The organism is Sphingobium sp. TKS (genome assembly GCF_001563265.1).
Lineage (GTDB): Bacteria > Pseudomonadota > Alphaproteobacteria > Sphingomonadales > Sphingomonadaceae > Sphingobium.
In genome coordinates this window covers 3,234,505-3,253,996 of the sequence record NZ_CP005083.1, presented here as the reverse complement: position 1 = coordinate 3,253,996, position 19,492 = coordinate 3,234,505, and the positions used below count along the sequence as shown (strand labels likewise).

The window sequence follows — 19,492 nt, the reverse complement described above, 5'->3', positions numbered from 1 at the left end:
CACTATGCGCCCAACAAAATGGCTCTCGGTGAGCCTTGCTGTCGATGGATTTGAAGATGTGGAGGCAGTTGGACTATTTAGGTCATGCTTGAGTGAAGGCGAGGCGATCACCTTCATCGAATTCGCTTACTTAGGTTTTACAAACTTGTCCATCGCCCCAAAAGTCGGCGGACCGTAGGTTTCCTCGATCCTAATATGTCGGAACCGATAGCCCGGACCAAACACGGCTGCCAGACTGTTTGGGTCAACCTCAAAACCGCTGTTGGAGTCTTTGATGTTCTGAAAGGAGATCAGCATCAACTGCGTTGGATCTATCATGTTGCCATCTGCATCCAGCAGGTCGGGTCTTCTGGCATCGGCGCGCGTGGTGCTGAAGATCGTGAGACCAGTCAGCACAGCTCGACCCGGGCAGATAGTTTGTCACCTTCCCAGTTCATTTGACCTCCCGTCCTTCGAACAGTTCCCGTACCGCTAGCAACCCTACCTTCATGGACTGCGTGCGTGGCAGCTCTTCGACCTCGATGAAATCGGTCGGAATCTGATAAGGTAGTAGAGTCTCGCGGAGAAACTTGCGCAGATCGTCTGATGAAGGCGGCGTCATACCCGGCTTTAGCGCGTACGCGGCAGCTGGCACCTGACCAAGCCGTTGATCTGGGATGCCAACGACTGCGGCCTCTCGGATCGAAGGGTGGCGTTCAATTGCATCTGCGACGGACTGGGGTTGGATCTTGAAGCCGCCGCGTATGATCGTCGCGTCTGCCCGGCCCTTTATCCAAAGGAAGCCTTCCGTATCGAGGACTGCAAGGTCCGTCGTCGCCACCCAGGTTTCCGGATCGCCGATCTGGGATCCCTTAAGCTCCAGGATGCCTTCTTCGCCTGGCGCAAGCACCTCGTCGCCGTCGACGGCCTTGACCCGGGCTTCCACTCCGGGGTTGAGCCTCCCTACCGCGCCGCGCTTCTGTGGCCAGAACGCCTTGAAGTCGTCCAGAGTCCATCCCGCCACCCCGCCGAGCTCCGTGGCGCCGTAGTTCTGGAGGACGGGGATGTCGTAGGTTTTCCAGAACTCGTCGGCGAGGGCGGGGTCGAGCGGGGCCGCACCCGTGCGATACGCCACCAGGCTGGAGAGATCCTCCTTCGGGACACCTGCGGCAAGAACCATCGCGAGCCCGGCCGGCGGCGTCTGGACCACCTTGGGCCGGTGACGCCTAACCGCGTCCTGGAACTCCGACACCTCGAACTTCTCGAGCAGGCAGGTCTTCCGGCCAGCCAGCAGCGCGTTGAGCAGGGCCAAAAGACCTCCGATGTGCGCGAAGGGGGTCAGAAGCAGCTGGGTGCTCGGGCGCAGGCGTGGGGAGTCGTCCGCACTTCGACCGGCCTCGAACTTCGCGGCGCCGAGTATCGACTGGGCGAAGCGTGCGCGCTTGAGCGGGATACGCTTCGGGGGGCCGGTTGTGCCGCTCGTCAGCATCTCCACCGCCACGCCGGGCGCCACGGTCGGAGAATCGGTCTCGCGGTTCCTGGAAATGGCCTGGATTACCTTCACGGACCCGGACACCTCGTCGCCGACCTCGATGCATAAAGCGCCAGTCTCGAGGGCGGCCTGCCGAACTAGGCCACGTGCCCAGTCGACTGAGGACGCGATGATCACCGGAAGTTTGAGCTTCAATATGTCGGTGTGGAGGGCGGCGTCCGGAAGGGTGGGATTGAGCGTTACAAGGCACCTCTCCGTAGTCACCGCGGCGAGGACGGCCGGAATCACCTCGGGCCGGTTACGCAGTATCACGCCGATGCGGGTGTCGAAGCCCAGCCCGGCGTCACTTATCGTTGCCTCGATTGCCTCCTTCCGCGTCCTGAGGTCGCCCCATGTCCACCACTGGCGGCGGAGCTCGACCGCTTCCTGCTCGGGTGCGATGTTGAGGATGGCGTTGAGGTTGTCCCTCATCCGGTCGGCGGCATTGCCCGTCATGGTGTGATCGTCCTCAGGTCAGGGGCCGGGGAAGGGTGGCCGCCCGCGCGCGCAGCCGATTGGATGAGGACAGGGTCATCCGATCATGCATCGCGCGCTTGAGCAGGAGGTGCAGCGGATATTCCCAGGTATATCCAATGCCGCCGTGCGCCTCGACGGCGGCCCGGGCGGTCTTGACCGCCACGTCCGTGGCGTGAGCTTTGGCCAAAGCCGCCGACCAGGGCGCCTCCGGCGCTGGCGTGTCCCATGCATGTGCAGCGAACCAGCAGAAGTACCGGACGGGGTCCATGTCGACGGCCATGTTGGCGAGGGCGTGCTTGATCGCCTGGAAGGCTCCGATCGGGCGCCCGAACTGAACTCGGCTCTTGGCGTATTCGACCGACAGTTCCAACGCGGCGGACCCGGCGCCCGCGGCGTCGATCGCCGCCAGGATCATGAGGGCGTCGTAGAGGCGCCATGCGGCCTGGCGGTCGCCGACCGCCTCGGCGCCAGCCATTTGCAAGGTCACGCTGGCGTGAGGCCGCGAGGCATCAAGCGGCGGATAATCGCTGACGTGCGCCTGCGCGGCCTCCTTCGGCACTGCGAAGAGGCCGTCCTCAAGGCCGATGATGAACAGGTCCGCATCACTCGCCCCTTCGACGCAGCGCTTCGTAACCTCATCATGCGCGGACGTCATCCGCCACTCGTCGGGGCTCCAGATGTCGGACGTCTCGCTGAAGGCGAACGCGACCTTGGCGTCACCCGCCAGCAACCTGTCCAGCCAGAGGTTCTTGACCCGTTCGGAGCCACACTCCGCGACGATCCACGCGCCGACCGCGTTCCTGATATGAGACGTGGGGGCGGCATGGCGGCCGAGCGCCTCCGCCACGACCGAGAGCGTGAGCAGCCCCATCCCGAGGCCGCCGTGGCTTTGGTCCGTGAGGATCGCCGGAACTCCCAGTGCCGACAGTTCGGCGTCGAGCGCCGCCGTCACGGAGGGGATTTCGTCGATGCGGGTGAGGATGTTTCCGCTGAGCTTGTCGGCCAGCAGCCGCTCGATCGCGTCCGCGAATTGCTTCTGCTCGTCTGTTAGGTCGAAATGCATGGGGACTATACCGCCTCGTCCTTCGGGAGGCCGAGGCCGCGCTCGGCGATTATGTTGCGTTGGATGTTGGAAGCGCCTCCGGCGATGGAGAGCGCCAGGGATCCGAAGATCTGGTTCACCCATTGCGCGGGATCCCGACGGGTGACCCCGCCATGGTTCGGCAGTTCAAGCGCGCGATCACCAAGTATGTCCTGAGCGACCTGTGCGATCTCCAGCGCGATGCGGGTTCCCGCGATCTTGTTGAGCAGCGGAAGCCTTCCGGCGGACCCTCCGGCCACCGCCTGCGCGAACTGGTAGTAGCCGCAGCACAGTTGAGCCTGGACATAGCCTTCGAGGACCATCATTCGCTCGCGGATCTGGGGATCTTCGGCAGCGGGTCTGCCGTCGAGTTCCACGTTCCGCGCCAGCCGCCACAGCGACTCCAGCAGCCCCAGAGTTCGCACGCCCCCTATGTTGCTCCTCTCGTGCTTGAGCGTGGTCTTCGAGATCTGCCAGCCCTGGCCGCGCGTCCCGACGATCCAGTCGGCCGGCGTGTGAGCGTCCTCGAAGAACACCTCGCAGAACTCGGACTGTCCCGTGATCTGATGGATCGTGCGGATGGATATGCCGGGCTGGTCTAGTTCGAGCAGCAGATAGGAGATGCCGGCGTGCTTTCCTGCTTTGGGTTCCGTCCGCACGAGAGCGAACATGTGGGTGGCGCTGTAGGCTTGGCTGGTCCAGATCTTCTGGCCGTTGATGACCCACCGTCCGTCGTCCAGCCGGCCGCTGGTCTTGAGGGACGCCAGATCGCTGCCCGCGCCCGGTTCCGAGTACCCCTGCGCCCAGCGATATTCCCCGAGGATCGTCTTCGGAATGAACATCCGCCGTTGATCTTCGGTCCCGTGTTCCAGCAAAGTCGGGATCAGCATGGACATGCCCGCCCCGGGAACCTCCATCGGCGCCCGGGCCTTCTCGAAGCACTCCCGGATGATCCGCCCGCGCATTGGGTCTGCCGGCTGCTCGGAGCCCCCGTACGCCTTGGGGATGGCGCGGTAGAGATAGCCCCTTTCAGTGGCAAGGAGCCTGAATTCGCGCACCAGTTCGGCGCTTGGCCTGCCGTTGGCGGGAAGGCGAGCCTTCCACGAGGCGTCCAGGAAGGTTTGCACCTCCTCGAAGAACGCCATGTCGTCATTTGAGTAGCCTAGGTCCATTTTTCACCAAGAGTTGCGCGCGATGGCGGGGGGATCACCACGATCCGACGTTGGGCATGGACGCCCATGGTTCTTGCGGCTGGAGCGGGATGCCCGATTGCAGCAGCTCCACTGAGATGTTGTCGGGCGAACGAACGAATGCCATTTTGCCGTCGCGCGGGGGACGATTAAGGACGATCCCGTGGTTCAGCAGGCGTTGGCAAGTGGCGTAGATGTCGTCGACCGCGAAGGCGACGTGTCCGAAGTTGCGCCCTTCTGAGTAGGCTTCGATGTCCCAGTTATGGGTGAGTTCGATCATCGGTGACCTAGAGGCCCGAGCAGCGTCCGAGTCCTGCGGTGCTGCGAGGAATACAAGGGTGAAGCGGCCCGCCGGGACGTCGTGCCTCTCCATCTCCTCCAGTCCCAGCGCATCGCGGTAGAAGGAGAGCGACTCGTCGAGGTCTCGCACCCGCATCATGGTGTGGAGATATTTCATCGTGCCCTTTCACATCCTACCCACCGCCGGGGCATGGAGCCCTCGACACACGCTTCGCATGGCCTTTTCCGTCGAGCTCACGGCCGAACGCGACTTGGGGTCGCGGGCGGGGCGCTCAGTTAGCTGCAGCCGGTGAGCGTTGTTGCACGCGGCATCCCAGGCAATTAGTGTGAAAAATCCTCGGGACGGACCAAGCACGCACTTCACGGCCTGCGGTCCACCTGCCCTTATCGTCGGCGTTAACCTCGGCGGACAGCCGGTTCCGATGCTCTCCCTTCGAGGTTTGGGTCTCGGGAAACCGCCACGTGTTCCGTCGGTAAGCCGTAGAGAGACTGGGAGTTGGGAATGGCGACGGAAGGCATGATCCTCGGGCAGATCACCGACGAGTCGGTCGCGATGATGCGCCGACGCATCGGCTTCCCCAATCCGACCCTGCGTCCCGGGTGGCTGGACAAGCCGCATAACATCTATGCGTCCTACGACGCGTTCCGGCGCTTCGTGATCCACGGCGGCAGCGACAATCCGTTCTTCATCGACGAGGATTATCCAAAGGGTACGCGCTGGGGAGAGAGCATCGCGCCACTGGGCTTCGAAGGCACCATGGGCCTCAAGCGGCCCAAGAAGATGGAGCCGGAGTTCGAGCGCGAGACGCGGGGAGCCTTGCGCGGGGTCCAGCTTTTCCATTCCGGTGGCGAGAACTATTACTACGCCCCCATCACCGGCGGGCAGCGGCTGTACGTGTCCAAGTATGTGGAGGACGTTCAGGGCAAGACGTCGAGCTTCGGGGGTAAGTCCGTCGTCGTCGACAACGGCAAGAGCTATTGGAACGATGACGACGTCGTTCTCGTGCAGGGCACGGAGACCTTCGTGCACATCGAGCGACGGCGGTCATCCGACGAGGGCGATCGGCCCCGGAAGAAGGCGGAGCCGATCGTGACGAACTATTCCGACGAGGATCTCGCGGCCATCGACGCGGCCTACGACGCGGAATACCGGCGGGGATCGGACACGTGGTTCATCGAGGACATCTCCGTCGGGACGCAGCTTCCCACCATGGTCAAAGGGCCGCTGACGATCACCGACCTGATCAACCTGTTCATGGGCGCGGGTTGGTATTCGTACGGCGCTCCCCCGTTCAAGCTTGCGTATGAGAGTCGGAAGCTCCTGCGGGGCTTCTATTCCAGGAATGAATTCAACGCCTGGGACGCAATCCAGAGGGTTCATTGGGAAGCCGGCTTGGTCAAGGAGGTCGGGGTCGCTGCGATCTACGACGTCGCGGTCATGCGACAGGCGATGCTGAACCATTACTGCAACAATATCGCCGGCGATGATGCCTGGGTTTATCGGGTCAAGTACGACCTGCGAAAATTCAACTACATCGGCGATACGACCTGGATCCACGGCGTCGTGACCGAAGTCAGAGTGGACCCTGTCCTTGGCCCCGCGATCGAAGTGGATCTGGTCGGCATCAATCAACGCGGCGAGGAGAACATCGGCGGGTCCGCCACGATCCTCGTCGCCTCGCGCGAGACGGGACTGGCGAAGCTGCCCCCGCCTGCCAAGCCCACGGTACATCGCGCAGACGACTGGAGGAACGGCTAGATCCCCAGGATCTACGTTCGGCACTGCAAATTGATGAGGGGATCATGGATAAAGTAGGTTCATCGCTGTTCGCACCGGGCGCGGCGCTCGTGGTCGGCGGCAGTGGCGGTCTTGGTAGCGCGATAGCGGCCAAGCTCGCCGAGCAGGGCGCGAGCGTCGTGGTTTCATACAGGAAGGCACGCGACGAGGCTCAGGAGCTGGTAGATGAGATACGCGCTGCCTCGGGAGAGGCGGATGCAGTCGAGATCGACGTGCTCGATCCGGCGTCGGTCGCACGGGGCATCGAACGGGCCGCCGGTCTTTTCGGCGGGGTCGGAACCCTGGTATACGCGCCTGGAGGCAAGCCGAGATACGACTTCGTCAGCCAGGTGCCACCCGAGGAATGGCGCCGGATCTTCGAGATTGACGTCTTCGGCCTAACCAACCTCCTTCACGCGTCGCTTCCAGAGCTGCGCAAATGCGCTGGCGCCATCGTCGGAGTTACGACCTACCAAGGCGCGCGTCTCGAGCCGCGGGGAGGCCTCTCGGCGGCGCCCAAGGCTGCGGCCGAGAGGTTGCTGGCGGTGACCGCGCGAGAAGAGGGGCGCTACCAAGTCCGCTCCAACGCGGTTCGTGCGGGCTGGTTCGACAACCGTGGGGTCAAGAGGACCGACATCGCGACAGTGCAGGAGAGCCTTCTTGGGCGTCGTGGCCGTCCCGAGGAGCTGGCGGAGGCGATTGCGTTTCTGGCGTCGAGGCGCGCGAGCTTCGTCACAGGGGCCGTGCTGACCGTGGACGGCGGGCAAAGTCTGTGATGCGGCTTGAGACTGGCTTCATCATTACCGGACCAGACGAGCGCATCGGTAGCCGTTCGGCAGCTTCCAACGGCGATGCCGCGCCGACGAAACTGTTGGTGCCCAGCGAGGTCCAGGACGCGATCCGCACTCTGATCCGCTGGTCAGGCGATGATCCGGGCCGTGAGGGTCTGCTGGACACTCCGGCACGTGTCGGCAGGGCCTGGAAGGAGTATTGCCAAGGCTACCTGGAAGACCCCGCTATTCACCTAAGCCGTGTGTTCCACGAGGTCGGGGGCTACGACGAGGTCGTGCTGCTCAAGGACATCCCGTTCCAGTCGCACTGCGAGCACCACATGGCGCCGATCATCGGCAAGGCCGCGATCGCCTACCTTCCACGCGATCACGTCGTCGGCATTTCCAAGCTGGTGCGGGTGCTGCACGGATATGCCCGGCGCCTGCAGATCCAGGAGCGCCTCACGGCCGAAGTCGCTCAATGCATCTGGGAGAACCTGCAACCCCAAGGCGTGGCCGTGGTGATCGAGGCGCACCATGGATGTATGACTGGGCGCGGCGTCCGCACGCCGAGCGTAGCCATGGTGACATCGAAGCTGATGGGCACCTTCCTCGATGATCAGTCGAGCCGCAGGGAGGTGCTGAGTCTGATGGGATACTGACGCCGGGTGCTAAGGCACGGCAGGCACGGACCCTCGGTCTCATTCGTGTGCCTTGGAGCCCTGTTCGCCAAAAACGCATTACTCGCCGCAGGGTGCTACAGGTAATCCTGAATCAACGTTCGAACTAAGAGAAGCGCCATGGAGAGTCGATTTATGGAAGATGCAGCACTTGATGTCCTGCCGGCGGAGGGCCTCGATGTCAGCGATCCGGCGATCTTCGCTCAGAACCTGCAGGGACCGATCTTCGAGCGCCTCCGGCGTGAGGATCCGGTGCATTATTGCTCTAAGAGTCCCTACGGACCCTACTGGTCGGTGACACGATACAAGGACATTGTTGAGGTTGACAGTAACCACGGTGTCTTCTCCTCTGCGGGAGCCACGTCTCTGGACGAAGTCCGGGCGAAGGGCGTGGGCGACGATGCCACGCCGATCGGCGGTTTCCTGAACATGGATCCGCCTGGTCACGATACGCAGCGAAAGATCGTCACGCCGGCATTGGCGCCGAGCAATCTCGTCAAGTTCCAGGATCTCATCCGCGCAAGGGCGCGAGGCGTGCTCGGCACATTGCCTATCGGCGAGGAGTTCGACTGGGCGAAGACTGTCTCGGTGGAGCTGACGATGTTGATGCTCGCCACGCTTCTCGGCTTCCCGTCGGAGGGACGGCTGCGGCTCAAGCGCTGGTCCGACATCATCGCTGGTGTGCCTGGCGACGGGGTGGTTGATTCCTGGGAGCAACGCGATCAGGAACTGAAAGAGATGGCGCGGACGTTCCTGATGCTCCGGGACGAGCGGAGGGCGCAGGAGCCTGCCTCTGACCTGATCTCCATCATGGCGCACTCGCCCGAAGGGCAGGCGCTGAGCGACATGGAGTTCGCATCCAACGTTTCCCTCCTGATCGTGGGCGGCAACGACACGACGCGCAACAGCATGTCGGCGACGGTGATGTCGTTCCACGACAATCCGGAAGAATGGGCGAAGCTCAAGGCTAATCCGGCCATGATCGATAGCGCCGTCTCAGAGATCATCCGCTGCCATACGCCCATCATGGCGCAGGGTCGGCGCGCCACGCAGGACTACGAACTAGGCGGCAAGACGATCCGCAAAGGTGACAAGGTCATGATGTGGTACATCTCGGGCAACCGCGACGAGACCGCCATTCGCGATGCGGACAGGTTTATCATCGATCGGGAAAATCCGCGGCACCACCTTTCCTTCGGTTTCGGCATCCATCGTTGCCTCGGCAACCGCCTTGCCGACATGCAGCTGCGCATACTGCTCGAGGAGATCCTCGCTACAGGCTGGTCCAGGATCGAGGTCACCCAACCCCCGCAGTTCGCGCATTCGAGCAGTGTCCGGGGGGTGCGCAGCCTTCCGGTCCGTATCCACGCTTAGCCTCCGGGGAATGAAGGTCAAAATGCCCAAAGTCACTTATATCGAAGCGAGCGGAGCGGAGCACGTTGTTGACGCGCCGACCGGCCTGTCCGCGATGGAAGTCGCTATCAGAAATAACATCCCGGGTATCGACGGCGATTGCGGTGGCCAGGCGGCATGCGCGACCTGCCATGTCTTTGTGGACGAGGCGTGGAGCGAGCAGGTTGGCGGGCCAAGCGCCCACGAAGCGCAGATGCTCGAGCTTGCGGAAGGCGCGCAGGAGAACAGCAGGCTGGCCTGCCAGATCAACTTCCAGTCCGACTGGGACGGGTTGGTCCTGCGGATGCCCGCTGCCCAGTTCTGAGCGCAGGGCAAGTGAGCCCTTAAGTGCGACGACCTGGGAGCACGCCGGAGTTAGGAGGATGCCAAGTGGCGGTGAGATTTGAGAAAACTGCAGAAGGTTTCGGCCTACGGGCCTTCGACATCGATCTGCGGAGAGACATTTCCGACGACGACCGTAAGGCTATCGTCGATGCTTGGACGCAGTCCGGGCTGCTTCTCTTCCGCGGCGCGAACGATAGCGAGGAGGGGCACATGCGCCTCAGCCATTGTTTCGGCACGCCCGAGGTCTCCGTCAAGAAGGAGTTCAACGCGAAGAGCAACCCCTACCTCCTGGACCTGAAGTACACGCCAGGTGACGCGGACAAGATGCGCAACGCGGCACTGTTCCATGGCGAGCCGCGCGCCGGCTTCATCGGCTGGCATTGGGACCAGGCTTTCGCGCCGCGGATCATCCGAGGGGCGGTCCTCCGAATGCTCGTGCCGGCGGCGCAGAACGGAGAGACGGGGTTCATCGACGCAATCGACGCCTATGATCGGCTGCCGCAGAATCTGAAGGATCGGCTGGAGGGCTTGGAGGTCGTTTATCAGTACCGGGCCAAGGCAAACCCGATTTGCTTCCCGACCGGCGTCATTGACCAGTCGAGCGGCCGGAACGACGCCGCCATGAGGGCGGATTTCCCGCCGACGGTGCATCCGATGGTGATTACGCAGCCGGCGACCGGTCGGAAGATCCTGAAGCTCTCGCCGATGTATGCCGACCACGTGCTCGGAATGAGCCGGGAAGACAGCCAGGAACTCTTCGAGGAGATCGCCCAGCATCTCCTGGACGAGAGCTTCGCGCACATTCACGAATGGCAGGCGGAAGACCTGATCGTCTGGGATAACTGGAGGGTTCTGCATTCCGCGCGCGGCCATCCCTTCGAAGACTTCCGCCACGCTCAGCGCACGACGATCGCGGGCGACTACGCCCTCGGCCGGTATCTCGATCCCGCGATCGAGGGAAGTTTCGCGGCGAAGAAGGCCATCGACTGATGTGCGCGTCGGTGAAGCTGTTGGAGGGGGCTCGCACCGCGCGTGTGGCCAGGCGGCTCTCGCTTTGATGCCTTTGGAGCCCCTGGAGGAAGACGACATGGAATATGATATCGTCATCAGGAACGGTTTGATCGTCGACGGGACCGGGCAGGCTCCGTTCCCCGGCGACGTCGCCATCAAGGGCGGCGTGATTGCGGCCGTAGGGCGCTTCACGGGAACCGGCGCGGAGGAGTTGGACGCTGCGGGACGTGTCGTCACGCCCGGGTTCGTGGATCTCCACACGCACTATGATGGGCAGGTGACGTGGGAACACACGTTGAAGCCGTCATCGGGGCACGGCGTCACCACCGCGGTGATGGGCAATTGCGGCGTGGGTTTCGCGCCCATCCGCGACACCCAGCGGGAAATCGCGATGAAGCTGATGGAGGGGGTCGAGGACGTTCCCGAAGTCGTAATGACCGAGGGCATCCCCTGGGAGTGGGAGACCTTCCCCGAGTATCTGGATTTTCTCGACAGCCGACACGCGGATGTCGACTTCGCTGCCTTCCTGCCGCACTCGCCGCTTCGCGTTTATGTGATGGGGGACAGGGGCGCGAACCTTGAGCCGCCGACTACTGACGATCTGGCAAAGATGCGACGTCTGACCGCGGAGGCCGTCTCGGCAGGCGCGATGGGCGTCTCGACATCGCGCTACCTTGGGCATCGGTTCCGCTCGGGCGAATTCGCCCCCTCGGTGCCTACGCAGGAAGATGAGTTGGTCGCGCTGGCCGAGGGGCTGAGGGACGCTGAAGGTGGCTTGTTCCAGTTGATACCGAACAGCGCGGAATCTGCTGAGGATGAGTTCTCCGTGATGGAGCGGCTGGTGGAGGTCTCCGGACGGCCGTTGACGTTCAGTATGCTGCAGAATGCTGCTCGCCCGGCGAATTTCGGCACCTACCTCAATCTGCTCGCGGAGCGGGGTGTGGGCAAAGGCATGAGCGGCCAGTTCTATCCCCGACCGGTCGGGGTCCTGTTCGGCCTCGACCTCAGCTACCATCCGTTTTCCCTGTGCCCCAGCTACCGATCGATCGCGCATCTTCCCCTTGATGAGAAGGTCCGCCACCTTCGAGATCCAGAGTTCCGCCGGCAGCTCCTCAGCGAGGAGCCCGAGGATCCCAACCCGTTCTTCGTCCAGATCGTGAAAGCGATCGATCCGCTGTTCGCCCTCGGCAATCCGCCCCAATACCACCAGCCGCCCGAGCGGACGATTGTCGCGCGCGCCGCGGCGATGGGCGTCGATCCTAAGGATCTGATCCTCGACGAGCTGCTGCGCGACGAGGGGCATGCGATACTCTACGCGCCGGCCGCCCCGGTGATCGAAGAATATATTAAGCGTGCTCGCGAGGCGTTCGACACGCCGGGGGCGCTGTTCGGTCTTGGGGACGGCGGCGCCCACTACGGCCTGATCTGCGATGCCGCCTATCCGACCTACATCCTCACTCAATGGGTCGGCGGCGGCGCTCACTCCGGCATTAGCCTCCCGGCCGCCGTGCGGGCTCTCACCCGCCTCCCGGCCGAGACGATCGGCCTTACGGATCGCGGCCTAGTTGCGCCCGGATACAAGGCCGATCTGAACGTGATCGACATGGAGCGGCTCGAGCTCGAGGTTCCCAGGATCAGTCACGATCTGCCAGCCGGAGGCAAGCGCCTGACGCAGCACGCGGTCGGCTATGACGCGACCATTCTGTCTGGTGTCGTGACCTACCGGCATGGACGGTCGACGGGCGAATTGCCGGGTCGGCTCATCCGCGGCGGCCGGACGTCATCGGCCGTGGCGGCAGAGTAGGCGGACTAACGTCCGTAACAGCCCCCGAACAAGATTGAACAGAAGCCCGCTCGCCACCGGATCAGGCGGCCATCGGAGCAATGAGGAAGAGGAAAGACGATGAAAGCAGCGGTTCTCAACGCCCTGGACGGAACCTTTCAGGTTGAAGACATCGAGATTGGCGAGCCGATAGGCCGGGAAGTGCTGGTTGAGGTCAGGGCTTCAGGTCTCTGCCATTCAGATCACAATTACGCGGTCACGAACTTTGGCATGCCACTCCCTGCGGTTCTCGGCCATGAGCTGGCTGGAGTGGTTCAGGCTGTGGGGCCCGATGTGACGGACTTTGCGGTTGGCGATCATGTGGTCGGGTCACTCCTGCAGTTCTGCGGTCGTTGCGAGGATTGCCTCGGTGGACGCTCCTACCTTTGCTCCCATCCTGAGGAGACGCAACGCGGAGCGGATGACGGAGCTCGGTTGACGCGTCAGGGAGCGGCGGTCACTCAGGGCTTCGGCATGGGAGCGTTCGCCGAACGGGCGCTCCTCCATGAGAACCAGCTCGCGAAAGTTCCCAAGGAACTCCCGTTCCCGCAGGCTTCGCTGCTCGGCTGCGGCACCTGCACGGGAGCGGGCGCCGCCATCAATACGGCGGGCGTCCGGCCGGGCGAGACGGTGGTGGTGGTCGGGATCGGCGGCGTCGGCCTGAACGTCGTGTCGGGCGCCGCGCTCGCCGGAGCCTCCCGCATCATCGCAATCGACATCCAGCCCAAGAAGCTCGAGCTCGCGGCGAAGTTCGGTGCAACGGACTTCATCAACTCCACCACCAGCGATCCCATAGCTGCAGTACGGGAACTGGTCCCCGACGGTGTCGACCACGCCTTCGAGGTCGTGGGCATGAAGGTCGCCTCGGAACAGATGATCAAGATGGTCCGGAAGGGCGGCACCGCCTACATGATCGGGATGCATCCCCTTGAGAAGCCGATCGAGATCAACGTCACGGCCGACCTGCTTAGAAGCCAGGTCTCCATCCGGGGTGTGAAGATGGGGTCGAGCAACATCAAGCGGGACATCCCGCTTTACGCTCAGCTGTACCTGCAGGGGAAACTCAACCTGGACGATCTGATCTCGCGCGAGATCAACATCGCCGAGATTAACGAGGCCTACGAGGAGCTGCTCCAAGGCGAGATCGCGCGCTCCGTCATCACCTCGTTCTGATCGATTGGAAGGACTTCCGATGACTTATCGAATGCTGATCGACGGAAAGCTGGTGGAAGGCGCGTCGACCCTCGATGTGATCAATCCCGCCTCGGGCACTTCGTTCGCGAGTTGCGCGCGGGCCGATGCGGCCCAGTTGGACCAGGCGGTTGCGGCGGCCAAGCGAGCCTTCCCGGCCTGGTCTTCCCTGACCTATCCAGAGCGTCGCGCCTATCTGCACAGGGTCGCTGAAGCCCTCCAGGCCCGGGCTGAGGAGGTCGGCACTCTGCTTGTCCAGGAACAAGGGAAGCCGTTTCGACAGGCCCAGGGCGAGGTGGCCGGCGCCGTGAGCGCACTACGATGGTTCGCGGACCAGGAGCTTCCTCTGGAGGTCATCAGGGACAACGAGAAGGAGAAGATCGTGGAGCAGCGCACGCCACTCGGCGTGGTCGCGACGATTGTCCCCTGGAATTTTCCGCTGGCGCTGCTGGCGAACAAGGTCGCTCCGGCGCTCATCACCGGGAACACGGTGGTAGCGAAGCCCGCTCCGTCGACGCCGCTGACTGGCGCGTTGCTTGGAGAGATCGTTGCGGACATCCTGCCCCCCGGCGTCCTGAACATCGTGATCGACGCCAATGAACTCGGTGCGGCCCTTTCCAGGCACCCGGACGTCGCGATGATAAGCTTCACCGGTTCCACCGTGACCGGTCGCCGCGTGATGGAGAGCGCGTCTGGTTCGCTGAAGCGGCTACTTCTGGAACTTGGCGGCAACGACGCCGCAATCATCCTCGATGACGCCGACGTGAAGGAGGTGGCCCGCCGGGTTTTCGATGGCGCCATGATGAATGCCGGTCAGGTTTGCCTCGCCGTGAAGCGGGTATACGCGCCGCGTACAATGTATGGCGAGCTTTGCGACGAGCTGGCGCGGCTCGCCAGCGAGGTCGTGGTCGACGAGGGACTGAAGCAGGGTGCCCAGATGGGGCCGGTTCAGAACAAGCAGCAGTATGAGAGGGTTTTGGAGCTCATCGACGACGCGAAGGCCAAGGGCACGGTAGTTGTGGGAGGCGACCGTCTCGACCGTGACGGCTATTTCATCGCTCCTACTATCGTCCGGGATCTGCCGGACGACGCGCGTCTGGTTCGCGAGGAGCAGTTCGGACCCGTGATGCCGGTTCTTGCCTATGATGACATCGACGACGTCGTCCAGCGGGCCAACGACAGTGAGTATGGCCTGGGTGGCACGATCTGGACCAAGGATGTCGAGCGCGGCATGGAGATCGCGCTGCGCATCCAGGCTGGAACCGTTTGGGTCAACAAGCACCTGGACGGGCCGATGGACGTGCCGTTCGGCGGGGCGAAGCAGTCGGGCATCGGTCGTGCCAAGGGCGTCGAGGGGCTGAAGGCCTTCACCCAAGGCAAGGTGATCAACATCGCGAAGGTGTAGCGGACTCCTGCTGACCGCGGTTCGTAGATCGTTCGTGATCCGTCACATGCGTCGCTATCGATACCGGCCGTCATGCGTCGGATGACGCGCCATTTCATTTGCCGCGCGTTGGCGGTCTCGTCGGCGGTGTTGGCGAGACCGCCAACGCGCGGAGGGATAGTGATTATGGAACGGACTGAAAGACCGCTCTATGCGCTCTTCCTGCGGCTCTGCGCAGTGGTTGTCTCTTCGACCGTCTACATGCTCGTCAAATATTGTGGGGAATCGGGCATCTCGGTCCCGGAGATCATGTTCTGGAGGCAAGCGGCCTGTTTTCCTCTGATTATACTATGGCTCACGGCTACAGGCCGGTTCGCAGAGATACGGACCAAGCGTGCGGGAACCCATGCGGTGCGCACCATCATCAGCACGACCACAATGGGGCTGATATTCACTGCCACAGTGCTGCTGCCGTTGGCAGTATCCACGACGCTAAGCTTTACCTCACCGCTCTTTGCCGTCCTTCTGGCTGCCTGGTCGTTCAAGCAAAGGGTAAGTGCCTGGCAGTGGTTCGCGGTGGTTCTCGGCTTCACGGGCATCGTCATCGTCGCTCAGCCCAATGGCGAGCAGGTGGCGTCAGTGGGTGTGGGGTTGATGCTTTTCGCCGCTCTGTTGATCGCGCTCATCAATTTTCAGGTGCGAGATCTTGCGCGCACGGAAAGTGTGGCGGGGATAGTGTTCTGGCTTTCGCTGTTCGGCACTTTGCTGACGGCACCGCTGATGCATTTCTACATGCAGAGCCATAGCGCGGTTGAATGGGGACTATTGGTTGCGCTCGGCGTTTTTGGTGCACTCGGGCAGCTTCTGACCACGGCGTCGCTCCGCTACGGCGCGGTGACCAGCGTGATCGTCATGGACTATTCCCAGCTACTCTGGGCGACGCTCTATGGCTGGTTGATCTGGGAAAGACTGCCGAACTCGGCACTGTATCTCGGCGCCCCGCTGATCGTTGTGGCCGGATTGGTCATTGCATGGCGTGAAACGCGACGGACCGGTCGGGAGTCGGCCGAAACCATCCTGCCCACAGGTTAGGCCTGGGTGCGTCATCAATGGTGCAAAGCGAACCGGAGCGCTGTTCGGGGTCCGGCAGCTTCCGATGCGGATTCGCTTGCGCCGGGTATTGGGATGTGTGCGGACCAGGGAGCGGGCAGGCGCTCCACTACCGGAGCTGGGACCTGCCATTGCTGATGACCCTCGCCGATCGCTCGATCGCATCAGCTTCGAAGGATACGACATTGCCCTCCTGCCAAAGCCGGACGAGGAGGGTTTCGCCAGGAAACACGGGTGACGAAAATCGGGCTTGATGACTTGCAAGACGTTCTGGATTAAAATCGCAGAAGGCTTCGACGACGGCGCGACAAGTAAAGCCGTATGTGCAGAGACCATGAAGGATCGGCCTGTCGAACCCGGCCGTCCTAGCGCGGTCTGGCTCGATGTGCAGGGGGTTGCGATCGCCGCAGAGACGATAGATTGTGGCCTGATTGGGTGCGGTGGGAAACTCCAAGATCACATCTGGCTCGCGATCAGGGTGATTATGGGGCGTGTGCGGAGCCTCTTTCGAACCACCAGAACCGCCGTCGCCGCGGGCGAACAGCATGCGGCGCAATGTGGCAATGGGCTGTCCGTCGCTCTCGTCGCGTAGCACTGTCTCACGGACAATGATGGCCCCTTTGCCTTCGCCCTTGTCGTACACCTCCGCGATGTGGCTGTCGGCAAGGATCGTTGCCGCCGTCGGTACCGGTTTGTGGAAGAATGTCTGCTCCTCCCCGTGCAAAACAAGTTTGTAATCGACGCCGAGTTCTTCGGTCGGCACGCCGGCGCCCCAAGCTACGACGGTCGCCAGCGTCGGCACGGCCTTCAGGTTCTTCTCGTAGACGAAATCGAGCTCACGGTCGTCTTTATGTTGGCCGCCCATGCCCACGCCCAAGGCATAGAGCATGGTGTCACGATCGGTGTATGCGAAGCGCCGGGCAGTCTCCCTGATCCCCAGGATTGCAGGATAGTCAATTGGCATGGCGGTTTGTCCATTGGGGGGCAGGCAGAACAAGGGGGCGATCGGCGAATGCTGAAGCCATTTCGCGCACCCCTGTCGATATCGCCATGTTCGTTCGCGCGCCCCTGAGGGGCGAAGGAGCACCTTCAGGTCAGGAAGTTTGGCCGGCCGAAACCGGCCTTCTCGCACGCTGCCAAATAGTGCTCGAGATATCCGGTCGGCGAAATCGACTGAGTGACCTCCCGGGTTTGAGGATCGATGTGCTCGAGCGTGCCATGACTGATGTACACGGCGTTGACCGGCTCGCTGCCGGCGATGAACTTGTGGATGACCCCCGGGGTCTCGAAGATGTAGGTGCCCGGACGGTACTCAAAATTGCGATCATGGCCCCAATGGCCGGATACGGTCCATCCGAAGACCGGGCCGAGATGCCGGTGCAGTCCGCTTTCGGCGCCTGGGCTGGCCTTGATCTGGGTGACAATGAAATCCTCGCTGGGACGGGCATGGAGAATGCGCACTTGGACGCCACCCACGAACTCGATCCAAGGAAGTTCGTCGCTATGAATGTGAAGTGTTGAGAAACTGCGCGGGTCCATGATCTATCCTTCTCTGCCAGACCGTTTTCATTGTAATGTACTACCGCCCTGAATTCGCGGCGCGGTGTCCTACTGGGCCGCGGCGGCCAATCCTCGAGCCTTGCCGAGCAATATCGGCGCCGATTTCGAAGCGGTCTCGAACACGATCAGCACCGTGCAGCCTTCAAGCCCAATCTTGATCGGGCCGTAGCCTGTGCCGGCCGCAGCCCAGCGGACGTCCCCGGCTTCGAAATTGATCTTGCCGACCTTTTGCGATCCCTGAACGATGTATTCCAGGTAGTTGCAGGCGTGGGTATGAGGATGGATTTCCTCACCGGGCTCGAACTTGGCCAGGATGACCGCAGGAGACTCCTCGGCATCATTAGGGTCGAGGAGGAATTGGGCGAAGCGGACTCCTTCGTCGCCCGCGATCCACTCAATGTCGCGCGCGAAGATGTCCTTATGTTTCATCGTGGCCACTTTTTGTGCTCCTACTTCGATCCCTGTGTTTCGTGGTAAGTCAGGCGCCGCTGTGGGCTGACTTGAGGCGTTCATATTGCTGCTTACGTGTCAGCGGCACCTCCAGCGGTCGGCGATAGGAGGGATCATTGGGCCCGCGGGCTGCCTTCTCTTGGCCCTTGATCACATCCAGCGAATAAGGCTTGAGATAGCGGCGATTTGGGCTCCCTTCTGCGGTCGCCGCGCCTTTAGTCCTCTGGCACGGGTTTCGTCGAGCGAGGTCGCGTTCGCCGACGAGAAGACCTGGTGGTTGCTGTCAACCTCCATGATGTCCTTGTACCGGGTTATCGACCAATAGAGCCCATAGGGGCTGGTGGTGCAATGATGCACCGGATCGTCACGGCGTAGGCGGGCGAAGATCGGCCAATGTTGATTGTGATGAAAAATGCTGGCGTCGCTGAGGTCCGTCAGCGCGGCCGCATTCGAAGGCGCGTACACGCCCTCCATCGCCTCTGCTGCCATTACATCCCTCCACTTATAGATGGCGTTATCGTTACCTAAGTGGCGGCGGTCCGATAAATGCGTTTTCGATGTGCTTGAGGCGGCGGCGCATCAATCGCGCTTCCAATGATCTCATCATGACGCGTGCGCGAGGCATCTTCGGCTCTGAACCGACTAAGGCGTTCATGGCAGGTCGAGGCAGAAAAAGCATTTATCAGCCTCCCTTGGAGACTGCATCTAGCTCACCCGAAATGCGACCAGGCCCAGTCCGGCGATGGACTTCCGTGGCGGAGGGGTTCGAACGCGAGGCGAGGTATCTTGGACGGAGAAGAGATTGAGATGACCAAGTCGCTAATCAAATTCAAGTCACCGCATGATGCGGTGCAGCTCTCGGTGGCCCTCTAGTCATTGAAAGCTTTCGGCAGAACCTTGGTGGGCTTGGGCGCGTGCCATGTTGTCGCCGTGCCCCTCGCCTCGTTCATTCAAAATGCGCGGCAGGGCCATGGAGACGTAATCCGCAACATCTAATGGAGGAGTCTGGTTTGGGCTTTATCTCACTTGATCATGCCAATGCCATCTTTGCTGGCGCGTTCTCCAAAAGCGCCGAGTTGGGCTTGAAGCCGCTAACCGTCGCTGTGCTCGACGCCGGGGGGCACGTGATCGCGCTTCAAAGGCAGGACGGGAGCTCCACGCTGCGTCCGCAGATAGCGTGCGGCAAGGCGTCAAGCGCGCTGTCCCTCGGCCTCTCGACCAGGAAGATAGGCGAAATGGCGTTGGAGCGTCCGGCCTTTGTTTCGAGCTTGAGCGCCATTGCGCCTCAAGGCATCATTCCGGCAGCCGGTGGCGTGCTTGTCGTTGATGCGGAAGGTCGGCCGATCGGGGCTGTTGGCGTCACCGGTGATACGTCCGACAACGACGAAATCTGCGCTCTCAGTGGTATCGCCGCCGCCGGGCTCAACGCCCAAACGTAAATC

Annotated in this window: 20 protein-coding genes; 11 read left to right on the top strand and 9 right to left on the bottom strand. The window is 62.3% G+C overall.

What is annotated here, in order from left to right:
• Positions 1-126 precede the first annotated feature (126 nt).
• The 5 genes from K426_RS16080 to K426_RS16060 all read right to left on the bottom strand — a co-directional run bounded on the left by K426_RS16080 (position 127) and on the right by K426_RS16060 (position 4,715).
• On the bottom strand, positions 127-396 hold the full coding sequence (locus K426_RS16080; RefSeq protein WP_066559150.1) for a hypothetical protein: 270 nt from the start codon (positions 394-396) through the stop codon (positions 127-129).
• 37 nt (positions 397-433) lie between these two features.
• Positions 434-1,966, bottom strand: coding sequence for a class I adenylate-forming enzyme family protein (locus K426_RS16075; RefSeq protein WP_237229820.1), 1,533 nt, complete (start codon positions 1,964-1,966; stop codon positions 434-436).
• Positions 1,967-1,979: 13 nt separating this feature from the next.
• Positions 1,980-3,050: an acyl-CoA dehydrogenase family protein gene (locus K426_RS16070; RefSeq protein WP_066559148.1), complete on the bottom strand. Its 1,071-nt coding sequence runs from the start codon at positions 3,048-3,050 to the stop codon at positions 1,980-1,982.
• A gap of 5 nt (positions 3,051-3,055) precedes the next feature.
• On the bottom strand, positions 3,056-4,213 hold the full coding sequence (locus tag K426_RS16065; protein ID WP_237229819.1) for an acyl-CoA dehydrogenase family protein: 1,158 nt from the start codon (positions 4,211-4,213) through the stop codon (positions 3,056-3,058).
• Positions 4,214-4,274: 61 nt separating this feature from the next.
• On the bottom strand, positions 4,275-4,715 hold the full coding sequence (locus K426_RS16060) for a VOC family protein (protein WP_066559144.1): 441 nt from the start codon (positions 4,713-4,715) through the stop codon (positions 4,275-4,277).
• Positions 4,716-5,060: 345 nt separating this feature from the next.
• Here K426_RS16060 and K426_RS16055 point away from each other — a divergent pair, with 345 nt between their 5' ends.
• From K426_RS16055 to K426_RS16010, 10 genes are all read left to right on the top strand, one after another.
• Positions 5,061-6,317, top strand: coding sequence for an FAS1-like dehydratase domain-containing protein (locus tag K426_RS16055; RefSeq protein ID WP_066559138.1), 1,257 nt, complete (start codon positions 5,061-5,063; stop codon positions 6,315-6,317).
• A gap of 44 nt (positions 6,318-6,361) precedes the next feature.
• Positions 6,362-7,111, top strand: coding sequence for an SDR family NAD(P)-dependent oxidoreductase (locus K426_RS16050; RefSeq protein ID WP_066559136.1), 750 nt, complete (start codon positions 6,362-6,364; stop codon positions 7,109-7,111).
• Positions 7,111-7,767 carry a GTP cyclohydrolase I FolE gene (gene folE / locus K426_RS16045; RefSeq protein WP_082748636.1) on the top strand — a complete coding sequence of 219 codons (657 nt, stop codon included), beginning with the start codon at positions 7,111-7,113 and terminating at the stop codon, positions 7,765-7,767. The genes K426_RS16050 and folE overlap by 1 nt, the downstream gene beginning before the upstream one ends.
• 153 nt (positions 7,768-7,920) lie before the next feature.
• Complete coding sequence (locus K426_RS16040) at positions 7,921-9,159, top strand: cytochrome P450 (RefSeq protein ID WP_237229818.1); 1,239 nt, start codon at positions 7,921-7,923, stop codon at positions 9,157-9,159.
• Positions 9,160-9,169: 10 nt separating this feature from the next.
• On the top strand, positions 9,170-9,502 hold the full coding sequence (locus K426_RS16035; protein ID WP_237229816.1) for a 2Fe-2S iron-sulfur cluster-binding protein: 333 nt from the start codon (positions 9,170-9,172) through the stop codon (positions 9,500-9,502).
• A gap of 65 nt (positions 9,503-9,567) precedes the next feature.
• Positions 9,568-10,512, top strand: coding sequence for a TauD/TfdA dioxygenase family protein (locus tag K426_RS16030; RefSeq protein ID WP_066559132.1), 945 nt, complete (start codon positions 9,568-9,570; stop codon positions 10,510-10,512).
• 97 nt (positions 10,513-10,609) lie between these two features.
• Positions 10,610-12,337, top strand: a complete 1,728-nt coding sequence (locus K426_RS16025; RefSeq protein ID WP_066559131.1) for an N-acyl-D-amino-acid deacylase family protein — start codon at positions 10,610-10,612, stop codon at positions 12,335-12,337.
• 99 nt (positions 12,338-12,436) lie between these two features.
• A complete protein-coding gene (locus K426_RS16020; RefSeq protein WP_066559130.1) occupies positions 12,437-13,528 on the top strand; it encodes a Zn-dependent alcohol dehydrogenase in 1,092 nt (363 codons plus the stop codon).
• Positions 13,529-13,547: 19 nt separating this feature from the next.
• On the top strand, positions 13,548-14,951 hold the full coding sequence (locus tag K426_RS16015) for an aldehyde dehydrogenase family protein (RefSeq protein WP_066559127.1): 1,404 nt from the start codon (positions 13,548-13,550) through the stop codon (positions 14,949-14,951).
• Positions 14,952-15,116: 165 nt separating this feature from the next.
• Positions 15,117-16,022, top strand: a complete 906-nt coding sequence (locus K426_RS16010; RefSeq protein WP_066559125.1) for a DMT family transporter — start codon at positions 15,117-15,119, stop codon at positions 16,020-16,022.
• 127 nt (positions 16,023-16,149) lie between these two features.
• On the opposite strand, the gene K426_RS16005 is transcribed toward K426_RS16010, so the two are convergent.
• The 4 genes from K426_RS16005 to K426_RS15990 form a co-directional block, all read right to left on the bottom strand.
• A complete protein-coding gene (locus K426_RS16005; protein WP_066559123.1) occupies positions 16,150-17,004 on the bottom strand; it encodes a MaoC/PaaZ C-terminal domain-containing protein in 855 nt (284 codons plus the stop codon).
• Positions 17,005-17,129: 125 nt separating this feature from the next.
• On the bottom strand, positions 17,130-17,579 hold the full coding sequence (locus tag K426_RS16000) for a cupin domain-containing protein (RefSeq protein WP_066559121.1): 450 nt from the start codon (positions 17,577-17,579) through the stop codon (positions 17,130-17,132).
• Between the two features lie 69 nt (positions 17,580-17,648).
• On the bottom strand, positions 17,649-18,113 hold the full coding sequence (locus tag K426_RS15995) for a cupin domain-containing protein (protein ID WP_145907352.1): 465 nt from the start codon (positions 18,111-18,113) through the stop codon (positions 17,649-17,651).
• A gap of 87 nt (positions 18,114-18,200) precedes the next feature.
• Complete coding sequence (locus K426_RS15990) at positions 18,201-18,539, bottom strand: hypothetical protein (protein WP_066559117.1); 339 nt, start codon at positions 18,537-18,539, stop codon at positions 18,201-18,203.
• 521 nt (positions 18,540-19,060) lie between these two features.
• Between K426_RS15990 and K426_RS15985 the strand changes: the two genes are divergently transcribed.
• Positions 19,061-19,489 (top strand): GlcG/HbpS family heme-binding protein, encoded by a 429-nt coding sequence (locus K426_RS15985; protein WP_082748920.1) that lies wholly within the window; start codon positions 19,061-19,063, stop codon positions 19,487-19,489.
• Positions 19,490-19,492: the final 3 nt, after the last annotated feature.